Below are 18,580 nucleotides of genomic sequence, written 5' to 3' on the forward strand. Positions count from 1 at the left end.
GGCGGTGGTGAGGCGTGCGCGGATGTTCGTCGGGGCGTCATCGGTGGAGCACGCGGGTGTCACCTGGGGCTGACACCGTAGGTCCATGAACGCTGAGCTGATCGTTTCCGTATCCGGGATCCGGGACACGACCCGCGATGCCGCGATCGAGTTCGCGGCGGAGATGGACCAGCGGGATGTGCGGCTGTCACTGCTGGTCGCGCCCCGGTTGAAGGGCAAGTACCGGCTGGTCGACGATCCGGCCACGCAGTCCTGGCTGCGCGGTCGACGGCTCGCGGGCGACGCGATCGTGCTGCACGGCTACGACCAGGCCGCCACCAAGAGCCGTCGCGCGGAGTTCGCGAGCCTGCCCAGGCACGAGGCCACCCTGCGGCTCAAGGCGGCCGACCGGGTGATGGAACAGGTGCAGCTGCGCACCCGGCTGTTCGCCGCGCCGCGCTGGGACGCCTCGGCCGGTGCGCTGGCCGCGCTGCCCGAGGTCGGCTTCCGGCTGGCGCTCGGCCTGACCACCGTCCTCGATCTGGAACGTGAGGTGGCCCAGCGCGCGCGGGTGTACGGAATAGGGGAGGGATTCCGTGCCGAGCCGTGGTGGTGCCGGGCGCTGGTGATGGGCGCGGCGCGCACCGCCCGGCGTGGCGGCGTGCTGCGGCTGGCGATCTCGGCCGCGCAGTTGCAGCGCTCGGGCCCGCGCCAGGCGATGCTCGACGCCGTCGACCTGGCGCGGTATCACGGCGCCCGCAGCGACGTGTACCGCTGGGAGCCGTTCACCGCGGCCAGGGCTGCCTGACCGGCCGTCGCCGCGCGCACATCGGCGATCACGCGCGCGGCGACGGCCCCTGTCACGGCACCTCGGGCGCGCCGTCGTGGGTGAATCCGCCCGCCTCCGAGCGAGTCAGGGGCGTGCGCCGCGGGTTGGTCGCGAGCTGGTGCAGACCCCGTTCGATGTCGGCGAGCAGCAGTTCGACCATGTCGACGGTGAAGCCGTGCCGGAACACCGCGCGCATGATCGTCTCGTCCTGCCGGTCGGCGGGCAGCGGATAGGCGGCGATGAGCCAGCCGCGGGCGCGCAGCCGGTCCGACAGGTCGTAGAGGTTGTAGTCGACGCCGTCGGCCAGTCGCCACGCCACCGCGGTGATGCCCCGCGCCGGTTCGGCCGCGTGGATCAGCTCGAACGGGCCCATGGCGCCGATGCGCTTCGCGAAATGCCGGGCGACCAGGTAGATCGTCGACTGCACGCGGGTGTAGCCGGCCCGGCCGAGCCGGATGAAGTTGTAGTACTGGGTGATCACCTGGCCGCCGGGCCGGGAGAAGTTGAGGTTGAACGTCGGCATGTTGCCGCCGAGGTAGTCGACGTCGAAGATCAGCTCCCTGGGCAGATCGGCGGCCTCGCGCCAGATCGCCCAGCCGACCCCGAGCGGGGCCAGCCCGGTCTTGTGCCCCGAGGCGTTGATCGACTTCACCCGGGGTAATCGGAAGTCCCACACCAGATCCGGCGCGGTGAACGGGCCGAGGAAGCCGCCGCTGGCCGCGTCGACGTGGATCGGGATGTCCGGGCCGCCGCCGGCGTGCAACCGGTCCAGCGCGGCGCTGATCGCGGCGACGTCCTCGAACAGACCGGTGAAGGTCTGACCGAAGGTCGGCACCACGGCGATGGTGTTGTCGTCGCAGTACGTCGGCAGGTCGTCGGGGTGCAAGGTGTAGCGGTCGCCGCGCAAGGGGACTTGGCGCAATTCGACATCGAAGTAGCGCGCGAACTTCTCCCAGCACACCTGCACCGGCCCGGTCACCAGGTTGGGCACGCCCGTGCCGCCGCGCGCCCGCCAGCGGAACTTCGCCGCCAGCCCGCCGAGGATCGCCGCCTCGCTGGAGCCGGTGGTGGAGGTGCCGAGCGTGGTCGTGGGATCGGGCGCGTGCCACAGGTCGGCGAGCATGCGCACACAGCGTTTCTCCAGCTCGGCGGTCTGGGGGTACTCGTCCTTGTCGACGATGTTCTTGTCCGTCGACTCGGCCATCAGCGTGCGCGCCTGGTCGTCGATCCAGGTGGTGCAGAAGGTCGCCAGGTTCATCCTGGCGACGCCGTCGAGGAGCAATTCGTCGTGCACGATCTCGTAGGCGACATCGGGAAAGAGTTCGTAGGCGGGAAAACCGCCGTGCGGGGCGGGACGGGTGAAACCGGGAAGGCTGAAAAGGTCATGGGGATCGTGATTCTCGGCCACTGTTCCTCCAGTCGGCGGATCCACTGCCAGGTGTTAGCTCTGCCGGGTATCTGCAACGATTCCGTTGCATATGTGCTCGTTTCGAGCCTACCGGGAGGATGCTCGGCAGTTACTATGCTTGAGCAGTTGATCAAGGGTTTCCGCTAGTTGTGCATACACAGCAGGAGGCAGCGCTGATGACGGGCACCGCGACGAAAGCCGCGACGACGACGAAATACTTGTCCTGGGTGACATTGGCGCTGATGACCACGAGTTCGGTGGCCAGCCTCCGCTCGGCACCCACGATGGCGATCTACGGACTCGCCTGTGTATTCCTCTACATCATTCCCGCGATTCTGTTCCTGCTGCCGACTTCGCTGGTGGCCGCGGAACTCGCTTCGGGCTGGGACGGCGGCGTCTACAAATGGGTCGGGGACGGGCTGAACAAGCCGCTCGGCTTTCTCGCCGTCTGGTGCCAGTTCGCCATGACGATCTTCTATTACCCGAGTCTGCTCGCTTATGTGGCAAGCACTTTCGCGTACATCATCGATCCGTCGCTGGCGTCCAACGGGCTCTATGTGGCCATCGTGATCATCACCGTCTATTGGGCCGGTGTGTACGTGTCCTCGCAGGGCACCAAGACGGTGGCCGGGCTGTCGAGCATGGGCCTGGTGATCGGCACCTTGATCCCCGGCACCATTCTGGTCGTGCTGGGCCTGGTGTTCCTCGCGCAGGGCAATCCGTCTGCGGCGCCGATGGATTCGAGCCACCTGCTCCCGGCCTGGACCGGACTGGCGAGTCTGGTGCTGATCGTGAACAACTTCCTGTCCTACGCGGGCATGGAGATGAACGCGGTGCACGTGTCGTCGCTGAAGAATCCGGCCAAGGAATTCCCGAAGGCGATGTTCCTGGCGATGGGCCTGGTGCTGGTCATCTTCATCCTGCCCGCGCTGGCGATCAGCTGGGTGGTCCCCTCCGCGAGCCTGAGCCTCACCGCGGGCGTGATGCAGGCCTTCGACGGATTCTTCAGTCACTTCGGCGTCGGGTTCCTCACCCCGATCGTCGGCATCGCGCTGGTGGCGGCCGCGGTCGGCGGCATGCTCACCTGGCTGGCCGGGCCGTCCAAGGGCCTGTTGCTGATCGGGCGCAGCGAGGGCTACCTGCCGCCGTGGCTGACGACGATGAACAAGCACGGCGTGCAGCAGAACATGCTGGTGGCGCAGGGTGTGTTCACGACGTTCATCGCGCTGCTCTACGCGTTCATCCCGAATGTCTCCAGCGCCTACTGGATTCTGTCGGTGATCACGACGCAGGTGTATCTGATCATGTACGTGCTGATGTTCGCGGCGGCCGCCAGGCTGCGCCGCAACGATCCCGATCATCCGCGCGGCTACCGGGCGCCCGCCCTGTTCGCGCTCTGCGGTCTCGGCGCCGCGTCCTCGATCGCGGCATTCGCGATCGGCTTCGTGCCACCCTCGCAATTCGGCGCGGGCAGCCCGTGGGTGTATCTGCTCATCGTCGGCGGCGGCATGGGCATCGTCGGGCTGCTGATCCCGTACCTGTTCTACCGAAACCGCAGGGACAGCTGGAAACTCGCTGTCCCGGAAGGGGAGAAGGCATGACGACCGGAGACGCCCCCTACCGCAAGCGGCGCTGGATCTACATCACCACGGGCGTGCTGCTCGTGGTGTTCGCCCTGATCGGCTTGCTCACCTTCAGCGAGATCCGCGAGAACACCCAGGCCACCGCCAAAGCCGAACAGCTGCACAACAATCTGCTCGCCGCGGGGCTGCCCGCACCCGAGCCGAACGTGATCGCGGACGCGCTCGGCGACGACGGCGGCTCGGTCTGCCAGGACCCGAGTTCGCCGCTGATCAAGGCGAAGTACCAGGCCTCGATCACCAACGGCGCGGCCGGGCCGGGACAGCGTCCGGTGATCGGCCCGCGCGACACCACCCAGGCGGTGGCCCTGACCATCGCCGTCTATTGCCCGGATCGGCTGCCGGACTACCTTTCTCATCTGGACACCCTGAAGCTGGACGACACCACGAAGTGAGGCCGAAGCGATGACCGATACCCCCGAAGTGGCCGCCCTGCGCACCACCATCTCCGGGTTGATGGGCCAGGCGAAAGCGGACCTCACCCAGCTGGTTTCGCTGAAGTCGGTCGCCGACCCGCGCCAGTTCCCGCCGGCGGGGTGCGAGCAGACCGCGCAGTGGGTGGCCGACGCGTTCGCCGCGGCGGGGCTGACCGAGGTGGGTCTGCACGAGACGCCCGACGGCAGCAAGGCCGTCATCGGGCACAAGCCGGGTCCGCCGGGCACGCCGACGGTGCTGCTCTACTGCCACTACGACGTGCAGCCGCCGCTGGGCGACGACGCCTGGCACACCCCGGTGTGGACGCTGACCGACAAGGACGGCCGCTGGTACGGCCGCGGCGCCGCCGACTGCAAGGGCAACATCGTCACCCACCTGACGGCCCTGCGCGCGATCGGGCCGGACTTCCCGATCGGCATCAAGGTGGTGTCGGAGGGCTCGGAGGAGCAGGGCACCGGCGGGCTGGAGAAGTTCGTCGTCGCCAATCCCGACCTGCTCGCCGCCGACGTGATCCTGGTGGCCGACTGCGGCAATTTCGCGGTCGGCGTGCCCACCTTCACCCAGACCTTGCGCGGGAACGTGAACGTCGTGGTCACGGTGACGACGCTGGCCGGGCCGATGCACTCGGGCATGTTCGGCGGCCCGGCGCCGGACGCGCTGGCCGCGATGATCCGGCTGCTGTCGTCGCTGCGGGACGAACACGGCAACACCACCATCGACGGGCTCACCGACGACCAGAAGTGGACCGGCGTGCAGTACCCGGCCGAGGACTTCCGGGCCGACGCGGGCGTGCTCGACGGCGTCGACCTGCTCGGCAGCGGCACCGTCTCGGACATGGTGTGGGCGCGGCCCGCGCTGACCGTGCTCGGGATGGACGTGCCCGCCGTCGTCGGGTCCTCGGCGGCCATCCAGCCGAGCACCAGGGCCAGGCTCAACCTGCGCATTCCGCCGGGCACCGAGCCCAAGCAGGCGCTCGACCTGCTGGAGAAGCACCTGCGCGCGCATCTGCCGTGGAACGCCCGGCTCGACATCGAGGTCGAGGCGCTCGGCGAACCGTTCGTCGCCTCCGAGCGGGGCCCCGCTCGGTCGGCGCTGGAACAGGCCATGGCGACCTCCTACGGCAGACACGTGACCACCGAGGGGCAGGGCGGGTCGATCCCGCTGTGCAATGTCTTCGCCGACACCTACCCCGACGCCGAGATCATGCTGATCGGCGTGGAGGAGCCGAAGTGCCTGATCCACGCCCCCAACGAGAGCGTGGACCCGACCGAGATCGAGCACATGGCGCTGGCCGAGGCGCTGTTCCTCAGCACCTATCGCTGATCAGAACTGCGCCTGGTCCTCCGGCTGGATCACCCGGAATTCGGTGCCGGCCGGGGCCATCTCGGTCAGCCTGCCGAAGTAGATGCCCTGCGCCGTCGGCTCGACGATCCCGAAGTGGACCGGGACGGCGGTGCGGGGATTGACCGCGCGCAGGTAGTCGACGGTGTCCCAGATCCGCATCCACGGCGCGACCGCCGGGATCGCCAGCACGCCGACCGGGACCGGCGGCACCCAGAGCGAGTCGCCCGGGTGGACCAGCTGGGCCGGGTCGGCCGCGGTGCCGAGCTGGAAGACGGTGTTGTCGATCACCGGGATGTCCGGGTGGATCACCGCGTGGCGACCGCCACCGCCGGTGATCTGCAGGTCGCCGATGTCGAGCACCTGGCCCGCCGAGACCGGCTCCCAGCCCTCACCGCGCTGCTGGGCGGTCTGCGGGTCCGACAGCAGGCGGGCGGTCGGGTTGGCCTCGATCAGCGCCTCGATCCGCGCCGGGTCGATGTGGTCCGGGTGCTGGTGGGTCACCGCGATCGCGTCCAGTCCGGTGATGCCCTCGAAGCCGTGCGCGAACGTGCCGGGATCGAACAGCACTTTCACACCGTGCAGTTCCACGAGGATGCAGGAATGACCGAAGTGGGCGATGCGCATAAGCCGATGCTATCGCCGCCGATGCCGGTGGGCCCGGAGGCGGGAGCGGAGCGTGGCCACGCAGGGCCTCGGCGGTCGGCGTCGTCGAAGACAGCCGCCGCGACCCCGGAACGCGGGCACGACGGCCGGGTCAACTAGGATTTCCGAGGTAACCCCCCACACCACATGAGGAGCAACGCGTGGCACGAGTCGTGGTCGAGGTCATGCCGAAGGCCGAGATCCTGGATCCCCAGGGACAGGCCGTGGTCGGCGCGCTCCCGCGTCTGGGATTCGCCGGAATCTCGGATGTGCGGCAGGGCAAGCGATTCGAGCTCGAGGTGGACGACAGTGTCTCCGACGCCGAGCTCGAGCAGATCGCCGAGGCGCTGCTGGCCAACACGGTGATCGAGGACTGGAAGGTCGTTCGGGTCTCATGAGGGAGCACAGCACAGCCGCCCACGCGGTCATGCCGGAGCCGAGCGTCAGCGAGGCGCGGGCATGAGCGCACGCATCGGCGTTATCACCTTCCCCGGCACGCTCGACGACGTCGACGCCGCTCGCGCGGTGCGGCTGGCCGGCGCCGAGGCCGTGAGCCTGTGGCACGCCGACGCCGACATCAAGGGCGTCGACGCGGTCATCGTGCCCGGCGGCTTCTCCTACGGCGACTACCTGCGCTGCGGCGCCATCGCCCGGTTCGCGCCGGTGATGGGCGAGGTCGTGCGCGCGGCCGGTCAGGGCCTGCCGGTGCTGGGCATCTGCAACGGCTTCCAGGTGCTGTGCGAGGCCGGGCTGCTGCCCGGCGCGCTGACCCGCAACGAGGGCCTGCACTTCATCTGCCGCGACGAGTGGCTGCAGGTCGAGGCGACCAACACTGCCTGGACCTCCCGCTACGAGCCGGGCGCGCAGATCCTCATCCCGCTGAAGTCGGGCGAGGGCCGCTACCAGGCCTCCGCGCAGGTGCTCGACGAGCTCGAGGGCGAAGGTCGCGTGGTGTTCCGCTACGCGGGCGACAACCCGAACGGCTCCCAGCGCGGCATCGCGGGCATCTCCTCGGCCAACGGCCGGGTCGTCGGCCTGATGCCGCACCCCGAGCACGCCACCGAGGCGCTGACCGGTCCGAGCGACGACGGTCTCGGCATGTTCTTCTCGGTGATCGACAGCCTCATCAACGCTTGAGTTTTGGCGCGCTGGCGCGCTCGAGGTCGCGGCCCCGCGGGACGGCCGCGACGGCCGCTGCGCGGCCTTACCCTCCTCGGGGTCGGGGCGTGGTGGTCGTCAGGGCAGCTGGTCGATGATGTCGAAGTCGACGCCGTCGGCGCGAGCCAGGTGCGCAGGACCGATCGCCTGGTTGCCGAGGAAGCCGTTGCGGGTGGACGGGCCGTCCAGGACGATGCCGTCGTCGAGTCTGGCCGCGATGGTCGGCACGTCCAGGGTGCCGACGGTGTCGGCCAGCGTGCGCAGCAGGTGGACGGCCTCGTAGGTGGAGTTGCTGAACGTGGTCAGCGCGGGGGCGAAGGCGCCGTGGTGCTCGCGGTAGCGGGTGCGGCGGTCGCGGCCGTCGGCGGTGTGCTCGTCGACGAAGAAGCTCGACGCGACGAACATGTTGGCATTGGCCGCCGGACCCGCGCTCAGCAGCACGTTCTCGTCGACGGCGGGGCTCAGCCGCGGCATGATCGCGGGCAGACCGGTGGCGGTGAACTGGCGATTGAAGCGCGCGGTGTCGGCGCCGACCATCAGGATCAGCACCGCGTCGGCGCGCAGCAGCGCCGGGCTGTCCAGGAACGGGTGGAAATCGGTGGTGCCCAGCGGCACGTACTGCTCGAGCACGAGATCGGCCAGTGTCGGCAGCGCCCGGCGCAGCGCGTTGACCGTCTGCCGGGGCCAGATGTAGTCGTTGCCGATCACCGCCCAGCGGCGAACGCCCAGCTCACGAGCCATCCAGGCGACGGCGGGCACGGTCTGGTGATCGGGATGCTCGCCCACCAGCAAGACGCCGGGGCGCTCGTCGGGCAGGCCCTCGTGGTCGGTCGCGTAGAGGTAGGGGACACGGCCGTCGACGGCGTCGGCGACGGCGCGACGCACCGCCGAGGTGTGCCAGCCGGTGATCGCGCCGACCATTCCGGTCGCCAGGAACGCGTCGACTTCGGCGGCCACCTCGTACGGCGGCCGACCGCCGTCGAGCGTTGTCAGCCGAATTTCGCGACCCAGAATTCCTGTCCCGCTATTGATTTCGTCGACGGCCAGGGAAATGGCGGCGGTGCACGAAGGTGCGATGATGCCACCGGGGCCCTGAGTGGGCACGATCGAGAGAATCTCGATCGTTTCGTCCCGACTCTCGTCGAACGTGGGCATTCTGTACTCTAACGCCTAGTGCGAACAGGTTTGTTCGAATGAATGTGTCGGCAGGTGGGAATGCAATCGGTGTCCATCATAAGTGGGTGTTCCACGCTGCACGGCGCGCTGCGCTCGGCAGAACGTAACTGGGTGCGCCAGCTGGAATCGGCGTTGTCGGCCGACAATCTCACGGCCGATCACTGGGCGATTCTGTCGCAGTTGTCGACCGACGACGGCATGACCATGTCGGAATTGGCGGCGGCCGCGCGGCTCGCGCCGTCCTCGGCCACCCGGCACGCCGATCATCTCGCCGAGCGCGGGCTGATCTTCCGGGTCGCCGCCACCGACGACCGCCGCCGGATCCTGATCGGGCTCAGCAGCCTGGGGGCGAAGCTGGTCACCAAGATCCGCGCCGAGGAACAGCTCGCCGAGGAAGAGCTGCGGGCCCGCCTCGGCGCGCGGCGCTACAGCGAGCTGTCGGCCGCGCTCGGCGTCATCGCCGAGCTGTAGTCACCCGCCCAGCGCCAGCTGGGTGAAGGCGCCCAGCGCGTCGTCGATCGGATGCGGTTGCGGTCTTCCCGTGGCGTCGAGGCGGTTCCAACGCTGCAGGTTCACCGCGAAGGACAGCTGCCGGGTGCCGCCCGCGCTGGTCATCGAGGTCGCGCCGCCGCCCCACACCGAACCCTCGTGGCCCCAGTAGGTGCCGAGGCCGGGCACCGTGGTCTTCTGCAGGCCGAGACCGTAGTCGCCGGTCTTGCCGTCGAAGGCGATGACCGGAACGGTTCGCCGCATCTGCGCCAGCGACGCGCGGCTGATGATCTCGCCGGCCAGCAGCAGCCCGAAGAAGCGGTTCAGATCGGCGACGGTCGAGATCAGCGACGCCGCGCAATCGGTCCACGACATGTCGAAGACGCTGTAGTCGCGCGGCGGGTCGATCATGCCGAACCATGCCTCGTAGTGCCGCGAATGCGGTCCGTCGATGGTCGGGCCTGCCGGGAGCTCGGTGTCGGGCAGATCGGCGGGCTCGATGATGGCGCGGGTGATGTAGTCGGGCGCCGAGATGTCGGTCACCGCCGCGATCAGCTGGCGCAGAAGCAGGTAGTTGGTGTTCGAGTACACCCCCGGTGTGCCGCCCGGCGCGCCGGTGGCGGGTGCGCCGACGCCCATCGCGATCAGCTCGGTCGGCGCGAATCGGGTGAACCGGTGGTCGTCCAAGCTGGCCGGGGTCGTCTTCGCCACGGCGGGAAAGGCCGCGAGCGAGGGGTAGGCCATGGGCAGGAAGTCGGGGAGACCGCTGGTGTGGTTGATCAACATCCGGACCGTGATCGCCGTACCTCGGTCGCCGGGAACCAGTCGCGGCAGATAGTGGCCGATCGGGGTGTCGAGCGTGATGGCGCCCTCGTCGACCAGGCGTAGCACCGCGGCGGCGGTGAACGTCTTGGTGATGCTGCCGACGCGGTGGCGCAGGTCGGGAGTGACGGGGCGGCCGGTGTCGACGTCGGCGACACCCGCCGCGCCGCGCCAGATCCGATCGTCGGCGCGTACCTCGGCGAAGACGCCGGGCAGGCCCGCGTGGTGGATGGTCTCCAGGGCGATCTGGAGCTTGTCGGGATCGAAAGTGGTGGTCACGGCACAACTATCGGCCGAGCGCCCCCGCCGGGTCTTGGACGAATCTTCCCCAGGCCCGATAGCGGTGCTGGGCGACGGTGGGCAGATAGCGCGGCACCAGCGACCCCGGCGTCTGGTCGGCGAAGGTCGACACGTCCCGGCACAGATGGGCCTGATCGGTGTACCCGCAGGCCGCCGCGACGTCGGCCGCGGGCCTGCCGGCCAACAGACCGTCGACCGCGGACCGGAACCGGACCAGCATCGCCGCTCGCTTGGGGGTCAACCCGATCTGGGATTCGAACCGCGACCACAGCCGCTTGTGGCTCCAGCCGAGGGAGGCGGCGAGCTCGCCGATGCGCACCTGGCCGCCGGTGGTGAGGATGCGGCTCCAGCTCGCGAGCACCTCCGGGTCGGGGGTCCGCGTCGGCCGGTCGCACTGCGCGAGAAACGTTCTGGTGACCGCGAAACGGTCGTCCCAGGTCGGGGCGGACGCGAGCCGCTCGCGCAGCCGCCGGGCCCGTGAACCCCACAGGTCCTCGACGGCGACCGCGCCCCGGCCCAGTTCCGTGGGGGACACGCCCAGCAGCGAATACGCCCGGACCGGCGACATCCGGACCTCGACGCACGCGGCCCGCTCCCCACGCACCCGCATGGCCGCGAGGGGAAGCCCGGCCACGAAGCCACCGAGGGTGCGGCTGCCGAACGCGTCGTCGACGCGCAACCCGCCACCCCCGAACTCGATCAGCACGGTGACCGAGGCCGCCCCCGCGACTCGCAGATCCACGCCGGCCCCGCCCGCGTCGCGGTAGCCGATGATCCCGGCACCCGCTGTCATCGCATCGGCCGGACCTGCGAATTCCCAGTCCCGCTCGGACCGTCCGCCGACGTCGACTCTGTCCACCCGTCCAGGTTACGGAAGGCAGGGCGGCGACCTCGCGGGCTAGGATCGCGGCTGTGCCTGTATCCCTGACTGCGGCCACGGCGAGTGGCTTGTGCGCGTTCATCGATGCTTCGCCCTCGCCGTTCCATGTGTGCGCGACGGTCGCCGCCGAGCTGGCGGCGAACGGGTTCACCCCGCTGGCCGAGGCGCGGTCGTGGGAGAGCGCGGGCGGGAAACACTATGTGGTGCGCGGTGGTTCGCTGATCGCGTGGGCCGACGAGGACGCCGCGCCGGCCGACCCGTTCCGGGTGGTCGGCGCGCACACCGACAGCCCGAACCTGCGGGTGAAGCAGCATCCGGATCTGGCGACCGCGGGCTGGCAGCTGGTCGGGCTCGAGCCCTACGGCGGCGCGTGGCTGAACTCCTGGCTGGACCGCGAACTCGGCCTCTCCGGCCGGCTGAGCGTGCGCGACGGCGCCCGGATGAGCGACGTGCTGGTCCGCATCGACGACCCCATCCTGCGGGTGCCGCAGCTGGCGATCCACCTGTCCGAGGATCGGCGCGGGGTGACGCTGGACCCGCAGCACCACGTCAACGCGATCTGGGGCATCGGCGACGCCCCCGCCTCCTTCCTGGATTTCGTGGCCGAACGCGCCGGCGTCGACGGCGCCGACGTACTCGGCTGGGAACTGATGACCCACGACCTCGCGCCGAGCACCCTGGTCGGCCGGGACAACGACCTGGTGAGCGCGCCGCGCCTGGACAACCAGGGCACCTGCTACGCCGGGCTGCAGGCGTTCCTCGCCGCCGTCGACGAACCGGGCGCCGCGACGCCGGTGCTGGTGATGTTCGACCACGAGGAGGTCGGCAGCCAGTCCGACCGGGGCGCGCAGTCGGATCTGCTGCCCGCGGTGCTCGAGCGCATCGTGCTCGCCCGTGGTGGCGGTCGGGCGGATTACCTCGCGGCGCTGGCCGGTTCGGTGGTCGCCTCCGGTGACATGGCCCACGCGACCCACCCGAACTACCCCGAGCGCCACGAACCCGCGCACCGGATCGAGGTCGGCGGCGGGCCGGTGCTCAAGGTCAACCAGAACCTGCGCTATGCCACCGACGCGGCCGGGGCCGGGGCGTTCGCGCTGGCCTGCGCCCAGGCGGAGGTTCCATTGCAGCGCTATGTGCATCGCGCGGATCTGCCCTGCGGGTCGACCATCGGACCGATGACCGCGGCCCGCACCGGCATCTCCACCGTCGACGTCGGCGCTCCGCAGCTGGCCATGCACTCGTGCCGTGAACTCATGGGCGCCACCGACGTGTCCGCCTACGCTTCCGCGCTCGCCGCGTTCCTCACCCCGGCCGCCGTGGACTGAGCGGACGCCGGTGCGCTGCACCGTCGGCAGCGGCCAGGGGAGCAGCGGCGCGACTCCGGGCGAACCGTGGTGGTGGCCGAGGTCGAGCCGCGACGGGTCCCCGCGTGGCGGCCCGCCGGTCCGATGTGACCGGGTCGCCGCGCGAATTTCCCCGTCAGGCGGTGGCGAGTTCCGGTGCGGCGGGGGCTTTCCTGGCGGGGTGGTAGGTGATCACGGCGTAGACGATCACCGCGAACGTCGCCCACACGTAGGCGCTGCCGATGATCTGCTGCCACCACGCCCAGTCGAGTTCCTTGCCGCCGGAATGCGGCAACACCCACTGCGGTCCGATGATGAACATCACGGTGAACAGCGCGACCACGGCCGTGAACCCGCGCGAGCGCCGGCGGGTGACCTGGTCGACGGCGACGACGAGCGCGGGCGCGACCCACACCCAGTGGTGCGACCACGAGACCGGCGAGACCAGCAGCACGGCGGCGGCATTGACCAGCAGCGCCGAGACGTCCTTGCCGGCGCCGATGAGCCGGTACATCCACACCGCGGCCAGCGCGACCGTCACGGCCGACAGCGCGATCCACAGCCCGGTGGCGATCGACTCGTCGAGCCCGAGGCGGAACAGCGTGCCCTTGATCGACTGATTGCCCGCGAAGTACGGCGTCCCGATGCGGCCCGTGTCGGTGACGGTGTGGAACCAGTACTCCACCGAATCGGCCGGGAACAGCAGGAACCCGATCCCGACCGCGCCCACGGCCGACGCGACCAGGGTGATAGCCGCCTTCCAGTCCCGTTTGAGCAGGAAGTAGAGCAGGTAGGCCGCGGGGATCAGCTTGATCGAGACCGCGATGCCGATCAGCATGCCGCGCGGCCAGAACGGTTTGCGCACCAGGATGTCGAGGGTGATCGCGGCCATCAGGATCAGGTTGATCTGGCCGAAGTTGAAGGTCTGGCGGACCGGCTCGAGGAACTGGGCCAGGCCGAGCCCGGCGATCACCACGGTCAGCACCGCGATCCGGTCGAGCTCGGGACGCAGCCGGACCAGCACCAGCCACAGCGCGATCCCCAGACTCAGCAGCGAGGTCACCAGCACGACGACCTCGGCGACCGGGATCGGCATCAGCGCCAGCGGCACGAAGAACGCGGCGGCCAGCGGGGGATAGGTGAAGGGCAGACCGAGGCCGTAGACCGGCGGCATCGGCCCGTACAGGTCGCCGCCGTCGAGCCAGACCCGGGCGCCGTTGCGGTAGACCCGCAGGTCGATGTAGCCGTGCCACCAGTGCGCGAGCAGCGCCACCGCGGCCGAGACGACGAACAATCCGATCGCGGCGGCCAGCCAGCGCAGCTGTCGGTCACGGGTGGAGAGCCCGGGTGGGGGTGCCGCCGGTCCGGCCGGAGTGGAACTCGGCACCGCGTCATGCGCGGGAGCAGTCGACTCGACCTGCTCGGCAACCCCCGGACTCTCGTTCACGGCGTCAGACTAACGGGTGCGTAGCCTGGCGAAGCGTAGGTGTGACCAGGCCGGGTGCGAGGTCTGTCACTTGTTCGCAACACGGGCCCGAGCGGGCGGCCTCGGCATAGCCAATTAGACTCTGTAGTCAAGTTCCCCCGGCCGAAAGGACCCTGGTCTCCCGTGACACTGCAGGTCGACACCGTCGCCACCGCCGCAGCCACCCCGGATGCTCCGCAGCCGTACAAGGAACTCGGTCTCAAAGACGACGAGTACGCCCGCATCAAGGAGATCCTGGGCCGTCGGCCCACCGACGCCGAGCTGGCGATGTACTCCGTGATGTGGAGCGAGCACTGCTCCTACAAGTCCTCCAAGGTGCACCTGCGCTACTTCGGTGAGACGACCACGCCCGAGATGAAGGCCTCGATGCTGGCCGGCATCGGCGAGAACGCCGGTGTGGTCGACATCGGCGACGGCTGGGCCGTCACCTTCAAGGTCGAGAGCCACAACCACCCGTCCTACGTCGAGCCGTACCAGGGCGCGGCCACCGGCGTCGGCGGCATCGTGCGCGACATCATGGCGATGGGCGCGCGCCCGATCGCGGTGATGGACCAGCTGCGCTTCGGCGCGGCGGACGCGGCCGACACCCGTCGCGTGGTCGACGGCGTCGTGCGCGGCGTCGGCGGCTACGGCAACTCCCTCGGCCTGCCGAACGTCGGCGGCGAGACCGTCTTCGATGCCTCCTACCAGGGCAACCCGCTGGTGAACGCGCTGTGCGCGGGCGCGATGCGCGTGGAAGACCTGCACCTGGCCTTCGCCTCCGGCGCGGGCAACAAGATCATCCTGTTCGGCGCGCGCACCGGACTCGACGGCATCGGTGGCGTGTCCGTGCTGGCCTCGGACACCTTCTCCGGCGAGGAGACCGGCACCGGCCGCAAGAAGCTGCCCGCCGTGCAGGTCGGTGACCCGTTCACCGAGAAGGTGCTCATCGAGTGCTGTCTCGACCTGTACAAGGCCGGACTCGTCGTCGGTATCCAGGACCTCGGCGGCGCCGGGCTGTCCTGCGCCACCTCCGAACTGGCGGCGGCCGGCGACGGTGGCATGCACATCGACCTGACCAAGGTCCCGCTGCGCGCCAAGCACATGACCCCCGCCGAGATCCTGTCGAGCGAGTCGCAGGAGCGCATGTGCGCGGTCGTCACTCCCGAGAACGTGGACGCCTTCATGGCCGTCTGCAAAAAGTGGGACGTGCTGGCCACCGTCATCGGTGAGGTCACCGACGGCGATCACCTCGTCATCACCTGGCACGGCGAGACCGTCGTCGACGTGCCGCCGCGCACCGTCGCCCACGAGGGTCCGGTGTACGAGCGCCCGGTGCAGCGTCCCGACACCCAGGACGCGCTGATCGCCGACACCACCGCCACGCTGCCCCGGCCCAAGACGGCCGACGAGCTGCGCGAGACCCTGCTGACGATGATCGCCAGCCCGCAGCTGTGCAGCCGCAAGTGGATCACCGAGCAGTACGACCGCTACGTGCGCGGCAACACCGTGCTGGCCGAGCACGCCGACGCCGGCGTGGTGCGCATCGACGAGGAGTCCGGCCGCGGTATCGCGCTGGCCACCGACGCCTCGGGCCGCTACACCAAGCTCGACCCGTACACCGGCGCGCAGCTGGCGCTGGCCGAGGCCTTCCGCAATGTCGCCACCACCGGCGCCACCCCGAAGGCTGTCACCAACTGCCTGAACTTCGGTTCGCCGGAGGACCCGGGCGTGATGTGGCAGTTCCAGCAGGCCGTGCGCGGTCTCGCGGACGGCTGTGCGGCCCTGGGCATTCCGGTGACCGGCGGCAACGTCAGCTTCTACAACCAGACCGGCAAGGATGCCATCCTGCCCACCCCGGTGGTCGGCGTGCTCGGCGTGATCGACGATGTGCACCGCCGCATCCCGACCGGCCTGGGCCTGGAGCCGGGCGAGTCGCTGATTCTGCTCGGCGAGACCAACGACGAGCTGGACGGTTCGATCTGGTCGCAGGTCGTGCACGATCACCTCGGTGGCGTGCCGCCGAAGGTCGACTTCGCCCGTGAGCAGCTGCTCTCGGAGGTGCTCACCTCGGGTTCGCGCGACGGCATGATCTCCGCGGCGCACGACCTGTCCGAGGGTGGCCTGGCGCAGACCGTCGTCGAGGCCGCGCTGGCGGGCGAGACCGGGTGCCGCATCGTGCTGCCCGAGGGCTCGGACCCGTTCGTGCAGCTGTTCTCGGAGTCGGCCGGGCGGGTGCTCGTCGCGGTGCCGCGCTCGGAGGAGACCCGCTTCACCAAGATGTGCGACGCGCGGCAGCTGCCGTGGGTGCGCATCGGCGTGGTCGACCAGGGCTCGGATTCGATCGAGGTGCAGGGCCAGTTCTCGGTGACACTCGCCGAATTGCGTGAGGCGTTCGAGGGCACCCTGCCTAAGCTGTTCGGAGCGCACACCGCCTGATCGGATGGGAGTCGAGCTTGACGACAGAGGATACGAGCTCGACTCCCACCGAGGCGGCGCACGCCAACCCCGCCGCGCCGGACACTCCCGCGGCGCCGGACACCCCTGCGGCGCCGGGCAACCCGGTCCTGCGCGGAATCCACCTGGTCGAACGGTTCTTCCACCCGAACTACACGGGGCTCGTCGTGGCCACGGTGTTCTTCTGCTGGTCGCTGACGCCGTCGCTGCTGCCGCGTGACTGGTTCTTCCAGGGCCTGGTCAGCGGCATCAACGCCACCATCGGCTACGGCATCGGCTGCGCGCTGGCCTGGGCCTGGCGGAAATGGGTTCTCCCCAGGATCACCCTGCCGGACCGGCTCGCCGACGTCTGGGCGAAGCGGCCGAGCTGGACGTCGATCGCGGTGAAGTCCGTGATCGTGCTGGGCTGTTTGATCGTCTCGATCGCGCTGAGCGTCCAGTCCGCGCACTGGCAGCACCAGATCACCGATCTGATGGGGATGGAACCGATCTCCGATTCGGGCTACCCGCGCACCGTGCTGGTGGGTGCGGTGGTGGTCGGCCTGCTGATCTGGATCTCGCGCGGGGTGGTCCGGCTGGTGCGTGCCGTCGCGCGCGGCCTGAACCAGTGGGTCCGGATTCCGGCGTCGTTCGCGCGACCGCTCGGCGTGATCATCGTGATGATCGCCGCCGTGCTGCTGTTCAACGGCGTGCTGGCGAAAGCCTTCTTCACCGTGGCGAATTCGGCGTTCAGCGCCCGCAACAGCCACACCTCCGCGCACGCGATCCAGCCGATGCTGCCCGAACGTTCCGGCAGTCCCGAGTCTTTGGCCAAGTGGGACACCCTCGGCTCGGAGGGCCGATGGTTCGTGGCCAACGCGCCGACCGCGCTGGCCATCGGCCAGGTCACCGGAAAGCCCGCGCGCGAACCGATCCGGGTGTACGCCGGGCTGGAATCGGCCGACGGCTTCGAGGCCCAGACCGACCTGGCCGTCGCCGAACTCGACCGCACCAAGGCCTTCGAACGGGAAGTGCTGGTGGTGATCAGCACCACCGGCACGGGCTGGGTCGACTCGACCAGCGCCGAGTCGATCGAGCTGATGTACAACGGGGACAGCGCGTTGGTCGCGACGCAGTACTCCTACCTGCCCAGCGCCCTGTCGTTCCTGTCCGACCGTGACAAGTCGATGACCATGGGCCGCCTGCTGTTCGACAAGGTGTACGAACGCTGGGCGGCGCTGCCCGAGGACGCCAGGCCCAAGCTGCTGGTCTACGGCGAGAGCCTCGGTTCGCAGGGCTCCGAGGGCGCGTTCTCCGGCCTGGCCGACATCCGCAACCGCACCGACGGCGTGCTCTGGGTCGGCCCGCCCAATTCGAACCGGCTGTGGGCGGAGTTCGTGCGCAGGCGCGATCCGGGCACCGAGGAGATCACCCCGATTTTCGCGGACGGGCTCTCGGTGCGCTTCGCCGCCAGCGCCGATCAGCTGGCGAGGCCCTCGGACAACTGGACCGACCCGCGCATCGTCTACCTGCAGCACGCGTCCGACCCGGTGGTGTGGTGGTCGCCGGATCTGCTGTTCTCCGAACCCGACTGGCTGCGCGAGAAGCGCGGACCCGATGTGTCCCCGGCGATGTCGTGGTATCCGATCGTCACGTTCTGGCAGGTCGCGGCGGATCTGCCACGCGCGCAGACGGTATCCAACGGGCACGGCCACAACTACGGCAATGTCGTGCCCGACGCGTGGGCCGCGGTGGCCGAACCACCGGACTACACACCGGAACTGGCGGCGCGGATCAAGGCGTTTCTGGTCGAGTCGGCCGCCACCGAGCATCAGCTGAAGTAGCCGGGCCGGGCAGCGCCGAACCCCTCGATCGGGGCTGCCCGGTCCCGGCTACGACACTGTTCGGAACGGATTGTGCTCGGCGATCAGCTGTTCCAGCCGCGCCTCGTCGATCCGGCCGATCAGGGACTGGGCCTCCTGCTGGTCGCGCACGACCTTGGCGAGGGTGAAGCAGCTGGTGACGAGGAACAGCCCGGACATCGCGAGGAATCCGCGCTGCCAGGCGTCCAGCGGCAGGTAGGCGATCCCGGCGCCGGTGCCGATCAGGCTGACGCCGAACGCGATCGCGGCCTGGACCATGTACGCCGAGGTGTTCTTCGGCTTGGCATTGGGTGTGCTCATGGGAATCAGTGTGCTGACCGGGGGATTGTCGCGGGCGCGTGAAACTACTCG

General features: G+C 69.6%; 17 protein-coding genes. 10 read left to right on the forward strand and 7 right to left on the reverse strand.

Annotation, left to right across the window (positions count from 1 at the left end):
• The first annotated feature begins 85 nt into the window (after positions 1 to 85).
• Entirely contained in the window at positions 86 to 787 is a 702-nt protein-coding gene (locus tag Q7X29_RS05285) for a DUF2334 domain-containing protein (RefSeq protein WP_218718735.1), read from the forward strand.
• A 52-nt stretch (positions 788 to 839) separates the two neighbouring features.
• On the opposite strand, the gene Q7X29_RS05290 is transcribed toward Q7X29_RS05285, so the two are convergent.
• Positions 840 to 2,216: a glutamate decarboxylase gene (locus Q7X29_RS05290; protein WP_316573423.1), complete on the reverse strand. Its 1,377-nt coding sequence runs from the start codon at positions 2,214 to 2,216 to the stop codon at positions 840 to 842.
• A gap of 176 nt (positions 2,217 to 2,392) precedes the next feature.
• Between Q7X29_RS05290 and Q7X29_RS05295 the strand changes: the two genes are divergently transcribed.
• The 3 genes from Q7X29_RS05295 to Q7X29_RS05305 are packed head-to-tail and all read left to right on the forward strand — an operon-like array spanning position 2,393 to position 5,614.
• Positions 2,393 to 3,817, forward strand: a complete 1,425-nt coding sequence (locus tag Q7X29_RS05295) for an APC family permease (protein WP_218718737.1) — start codon at positions 2,393 to 2,395, stop codon at positions 3,815 to 3,817.
• The gene (locus Q7X29_RS05300; RefSeq protein WP_218718738.1) at positions 3,814 to 4,251 is read left to right on the forward strand and encodes a hypothetical protein; all 438 of its coding nucleotides are present in this window, start codon (positions 3,814 to 3,816) and stop codon (positions 4,249 to 4,251) included. Before Q7X29_RS05295 ends, Q7X29_RS05300 begins: the two co-directional genes overlap by 4 nt.
• A gap of 10 nt (positions 4,252 to 4,261) precedes the next feature.
• Positions 4,262 to 5,614 carry a dipeptidase gene (locus Q7X29_RS05305; protein ID WP_316573424.1) on the forward strand — a complete coding sequence of 451 codons (1,353 nt, stop codon included), beginning with the start codon at positions 4,262 to 4,264 and terminating at the stop codon, positions 5,612 to 5,614.
• Here Q7X29_RS05305 and Q7X29_RS05310 read toward each other — a convergent pair whose 3' ends face one another.
• Positions 5,615 to 6,259, reverse strand: coding sequence for an MBL fold metallo-hydrolase (locus Q7X29_RS05310; protein WP_218718740.1), 645 nt, complete (start codon positions 6,257 to 6,259; stop codon positions 5,615 to 5,617). It abuts the gene before it with no gap.
• Positions 6,260 to 6,438: 179 nt separating this feature from the next.
• Here Q7X29_RS05310 and purS point away from each other — a divergent pair, with 179 nt between their 5' ends.
• Positions 6,439 to 6,675: a phosphoribosylformylglycinamidine synthase subunit PurS gene (purS, locus tag Q7X29_RS05315; RefSeq protein ID WP_218718741.1), complete on the forward strand. Its 237-nt coding sequence runs from the start codon at positions 6,439 to 6,441 to the stop codon at positions 6,673 to 6,675.
• 61 nt (positions 6,676 to 6,736) lie between these two features.
• Entirely contained in the window at positions 6,737 to 7,414 is a 678-nt protein-coding gene (gene purQ / locus Q7X29_RS05320) for a phosphoribosylformylglycinamidine synthase subunit PurQ (protein ID WP_218718742.1), read from the forward strand.
• A 99-nt stretch (positions 7,415 to 7,513) separates the two neighbouring features.
• Here the strand turns inward: purQ and Q7X29_RS05325 are convergent, their stop codons facing one another.
• Positions 7,514 to 8,590 (reverse strand): substrate-binding domain-containing protein, encoded by a 1,077-nt coding sequence (locus Q7X29_RS05325; protein WP_316573425.1) that lies wholly within the window; start codon positions 8,588 to 8,590, stop codon positions 7,514 to 7,516.
• A gap of 60 nt (positions 8,591 to 8,650) precedes the next feature.
• Between Q7X29_RS05325 and Q7X29_RS05330 the strand changes: the two genes are divergently transcribed.
• Positions 8,651 to 9,082, forward strand: coding sequence for a MarR family winged helix-turn-helix transcriptional regulator (locus tag Q7X29_RS05330; RefSeq protein WP_218718744.1), 432 nt, complete (start codon positions 8,651 to 8,653; stop codon positions 9,080 to 9,082).
• On the opposite strand, the gene Q7X29_RS05335 is transcribed toward Q7X29_RS05330, so the two are convergent.
• Both Q7X29_RS05335 and Q7X29_RS05340 read right to left on the reverse strand, forming a co-directional pair.
• Positions 9,083 to 10,201: a serine hydrolase domain-containing protein gene (locus Q7X29_RS05335; protein ID WP_316573426.1), complete on the reverse strand. Its 1,119-nt coding sequence runs from the start codon at positions 10,199 to 10,201 to the stop codon at positions 9,083 to 9,085.
• 7 nt (positions 10,202 to 10,208) lie between these two features.
• Positions 10,209 to 11,081 carry a helix-turn-helix domain-containing protein gene (locus tag Q7X29_RS05340; protein ID WP_308248494.1) on the reverse strand — a complete coding sequence of 291 codons (873 nt, stop codon included), beginning with the start codon at positions 11,079 to 11,081 and terminating at the stop codon, positions 10,209 to 10,211.
• Positions 11,082 to 11,134: 53 nt separating this feature from the next.
• Here Q7X29_RS05340 and Q7X29_RS05345 point away from each other — a divergent pair, with 53 nt between their 5' ends.
• Positions 11,135 to 12,427 carry a M18 family aminopeptidase gene (locus tag Q7X29_RS05345; RefSeq protein WP_316573427.1) on the forward strand — a complete coding sequence of 431 codons (1,293 nt, stop codon included), beginning with the start codon at positions 11,135 to 11,137 and terminating at the stop codon, positions 12,425 to 12,427.
• A gap of 154 nt (positions 12,428 to 12,581) precedes the next feature.
• On the opposite strand, the gene Q7X29_RS05350 is transcribed toward Q7X29_RS05345, so the two are convergent.
• Positions 12,582 to 13,892: a glycosyltransferase 87 family protein gene (locus Q7X29_RS05350; RefSeq protein WP_308248495.1), complete on the reverse strand. Its 1,311-nt coding sequence runs from the start codon at positions 13,890 to 13,892 to the stop codon at positions 12,582 to 12,584.
• A gap of 162 nt (positions 13,893 to 14,054) precedes the next feature.
• Here Q7X29_RS05350 and purL point away from each other — a divergent pair, with 162 nt between their 5' ends.
• Positions 14,055 to 16,349: a phosphoribosylformylglycinamidine synthase subunit PurL gene (purL, locus tag Q7X29_RS05355; RefSeq protein WP_218718746.1), complete on the forward strand. Its 2,295-nt coding sequence runs from the start codon at positions 14,055 to 14,057 to the stop codon at positions 16,347 to 16,349.
• A 17-nt stretch (positions 16,350 to 16,366) separates the two neighbouring features.
• Positions 16,367 to 18,190, forward strand: coding sequence for an alpha/beta hydrolase (locus Q7X29_RS05360; RefSeq protein WP_316573428.1), 1,824 nt, complete (start codon positions 16,367 to 16,369; stop codon positions 18,188 to 18,190).
• A 48-nt stretch (positions 18,191 to 18,238) separates the two neighbouring features.
• Here the strand turns inward: Q7X29_RS05360 and Q7X29_RS05365 are convergent, their stop codons facing one another.
• A complete protein-coding gene (locus tag Q7X29_RS05365; RefSeq protein ID WP_218718747.1) occupies positions 18,239 to 18,529 on the reverse strand; it encodes a YiaA/YiaB family inner membrane protein in 291 nt (96 codons plus the stop codon).
• Positions 18,530 to 18,580 lie beyond the last annotated feature (51 nt).

Origin of the sequence: Nocardia canadensis, assembly GCF_032656385.1 — a bacterium.
Lineage (GTDB): Bacteria > Actinomycetota > Actinomycetes > Mycobacteriales > Mycobacteriaceae > Nocardia > Nocardia canadensis.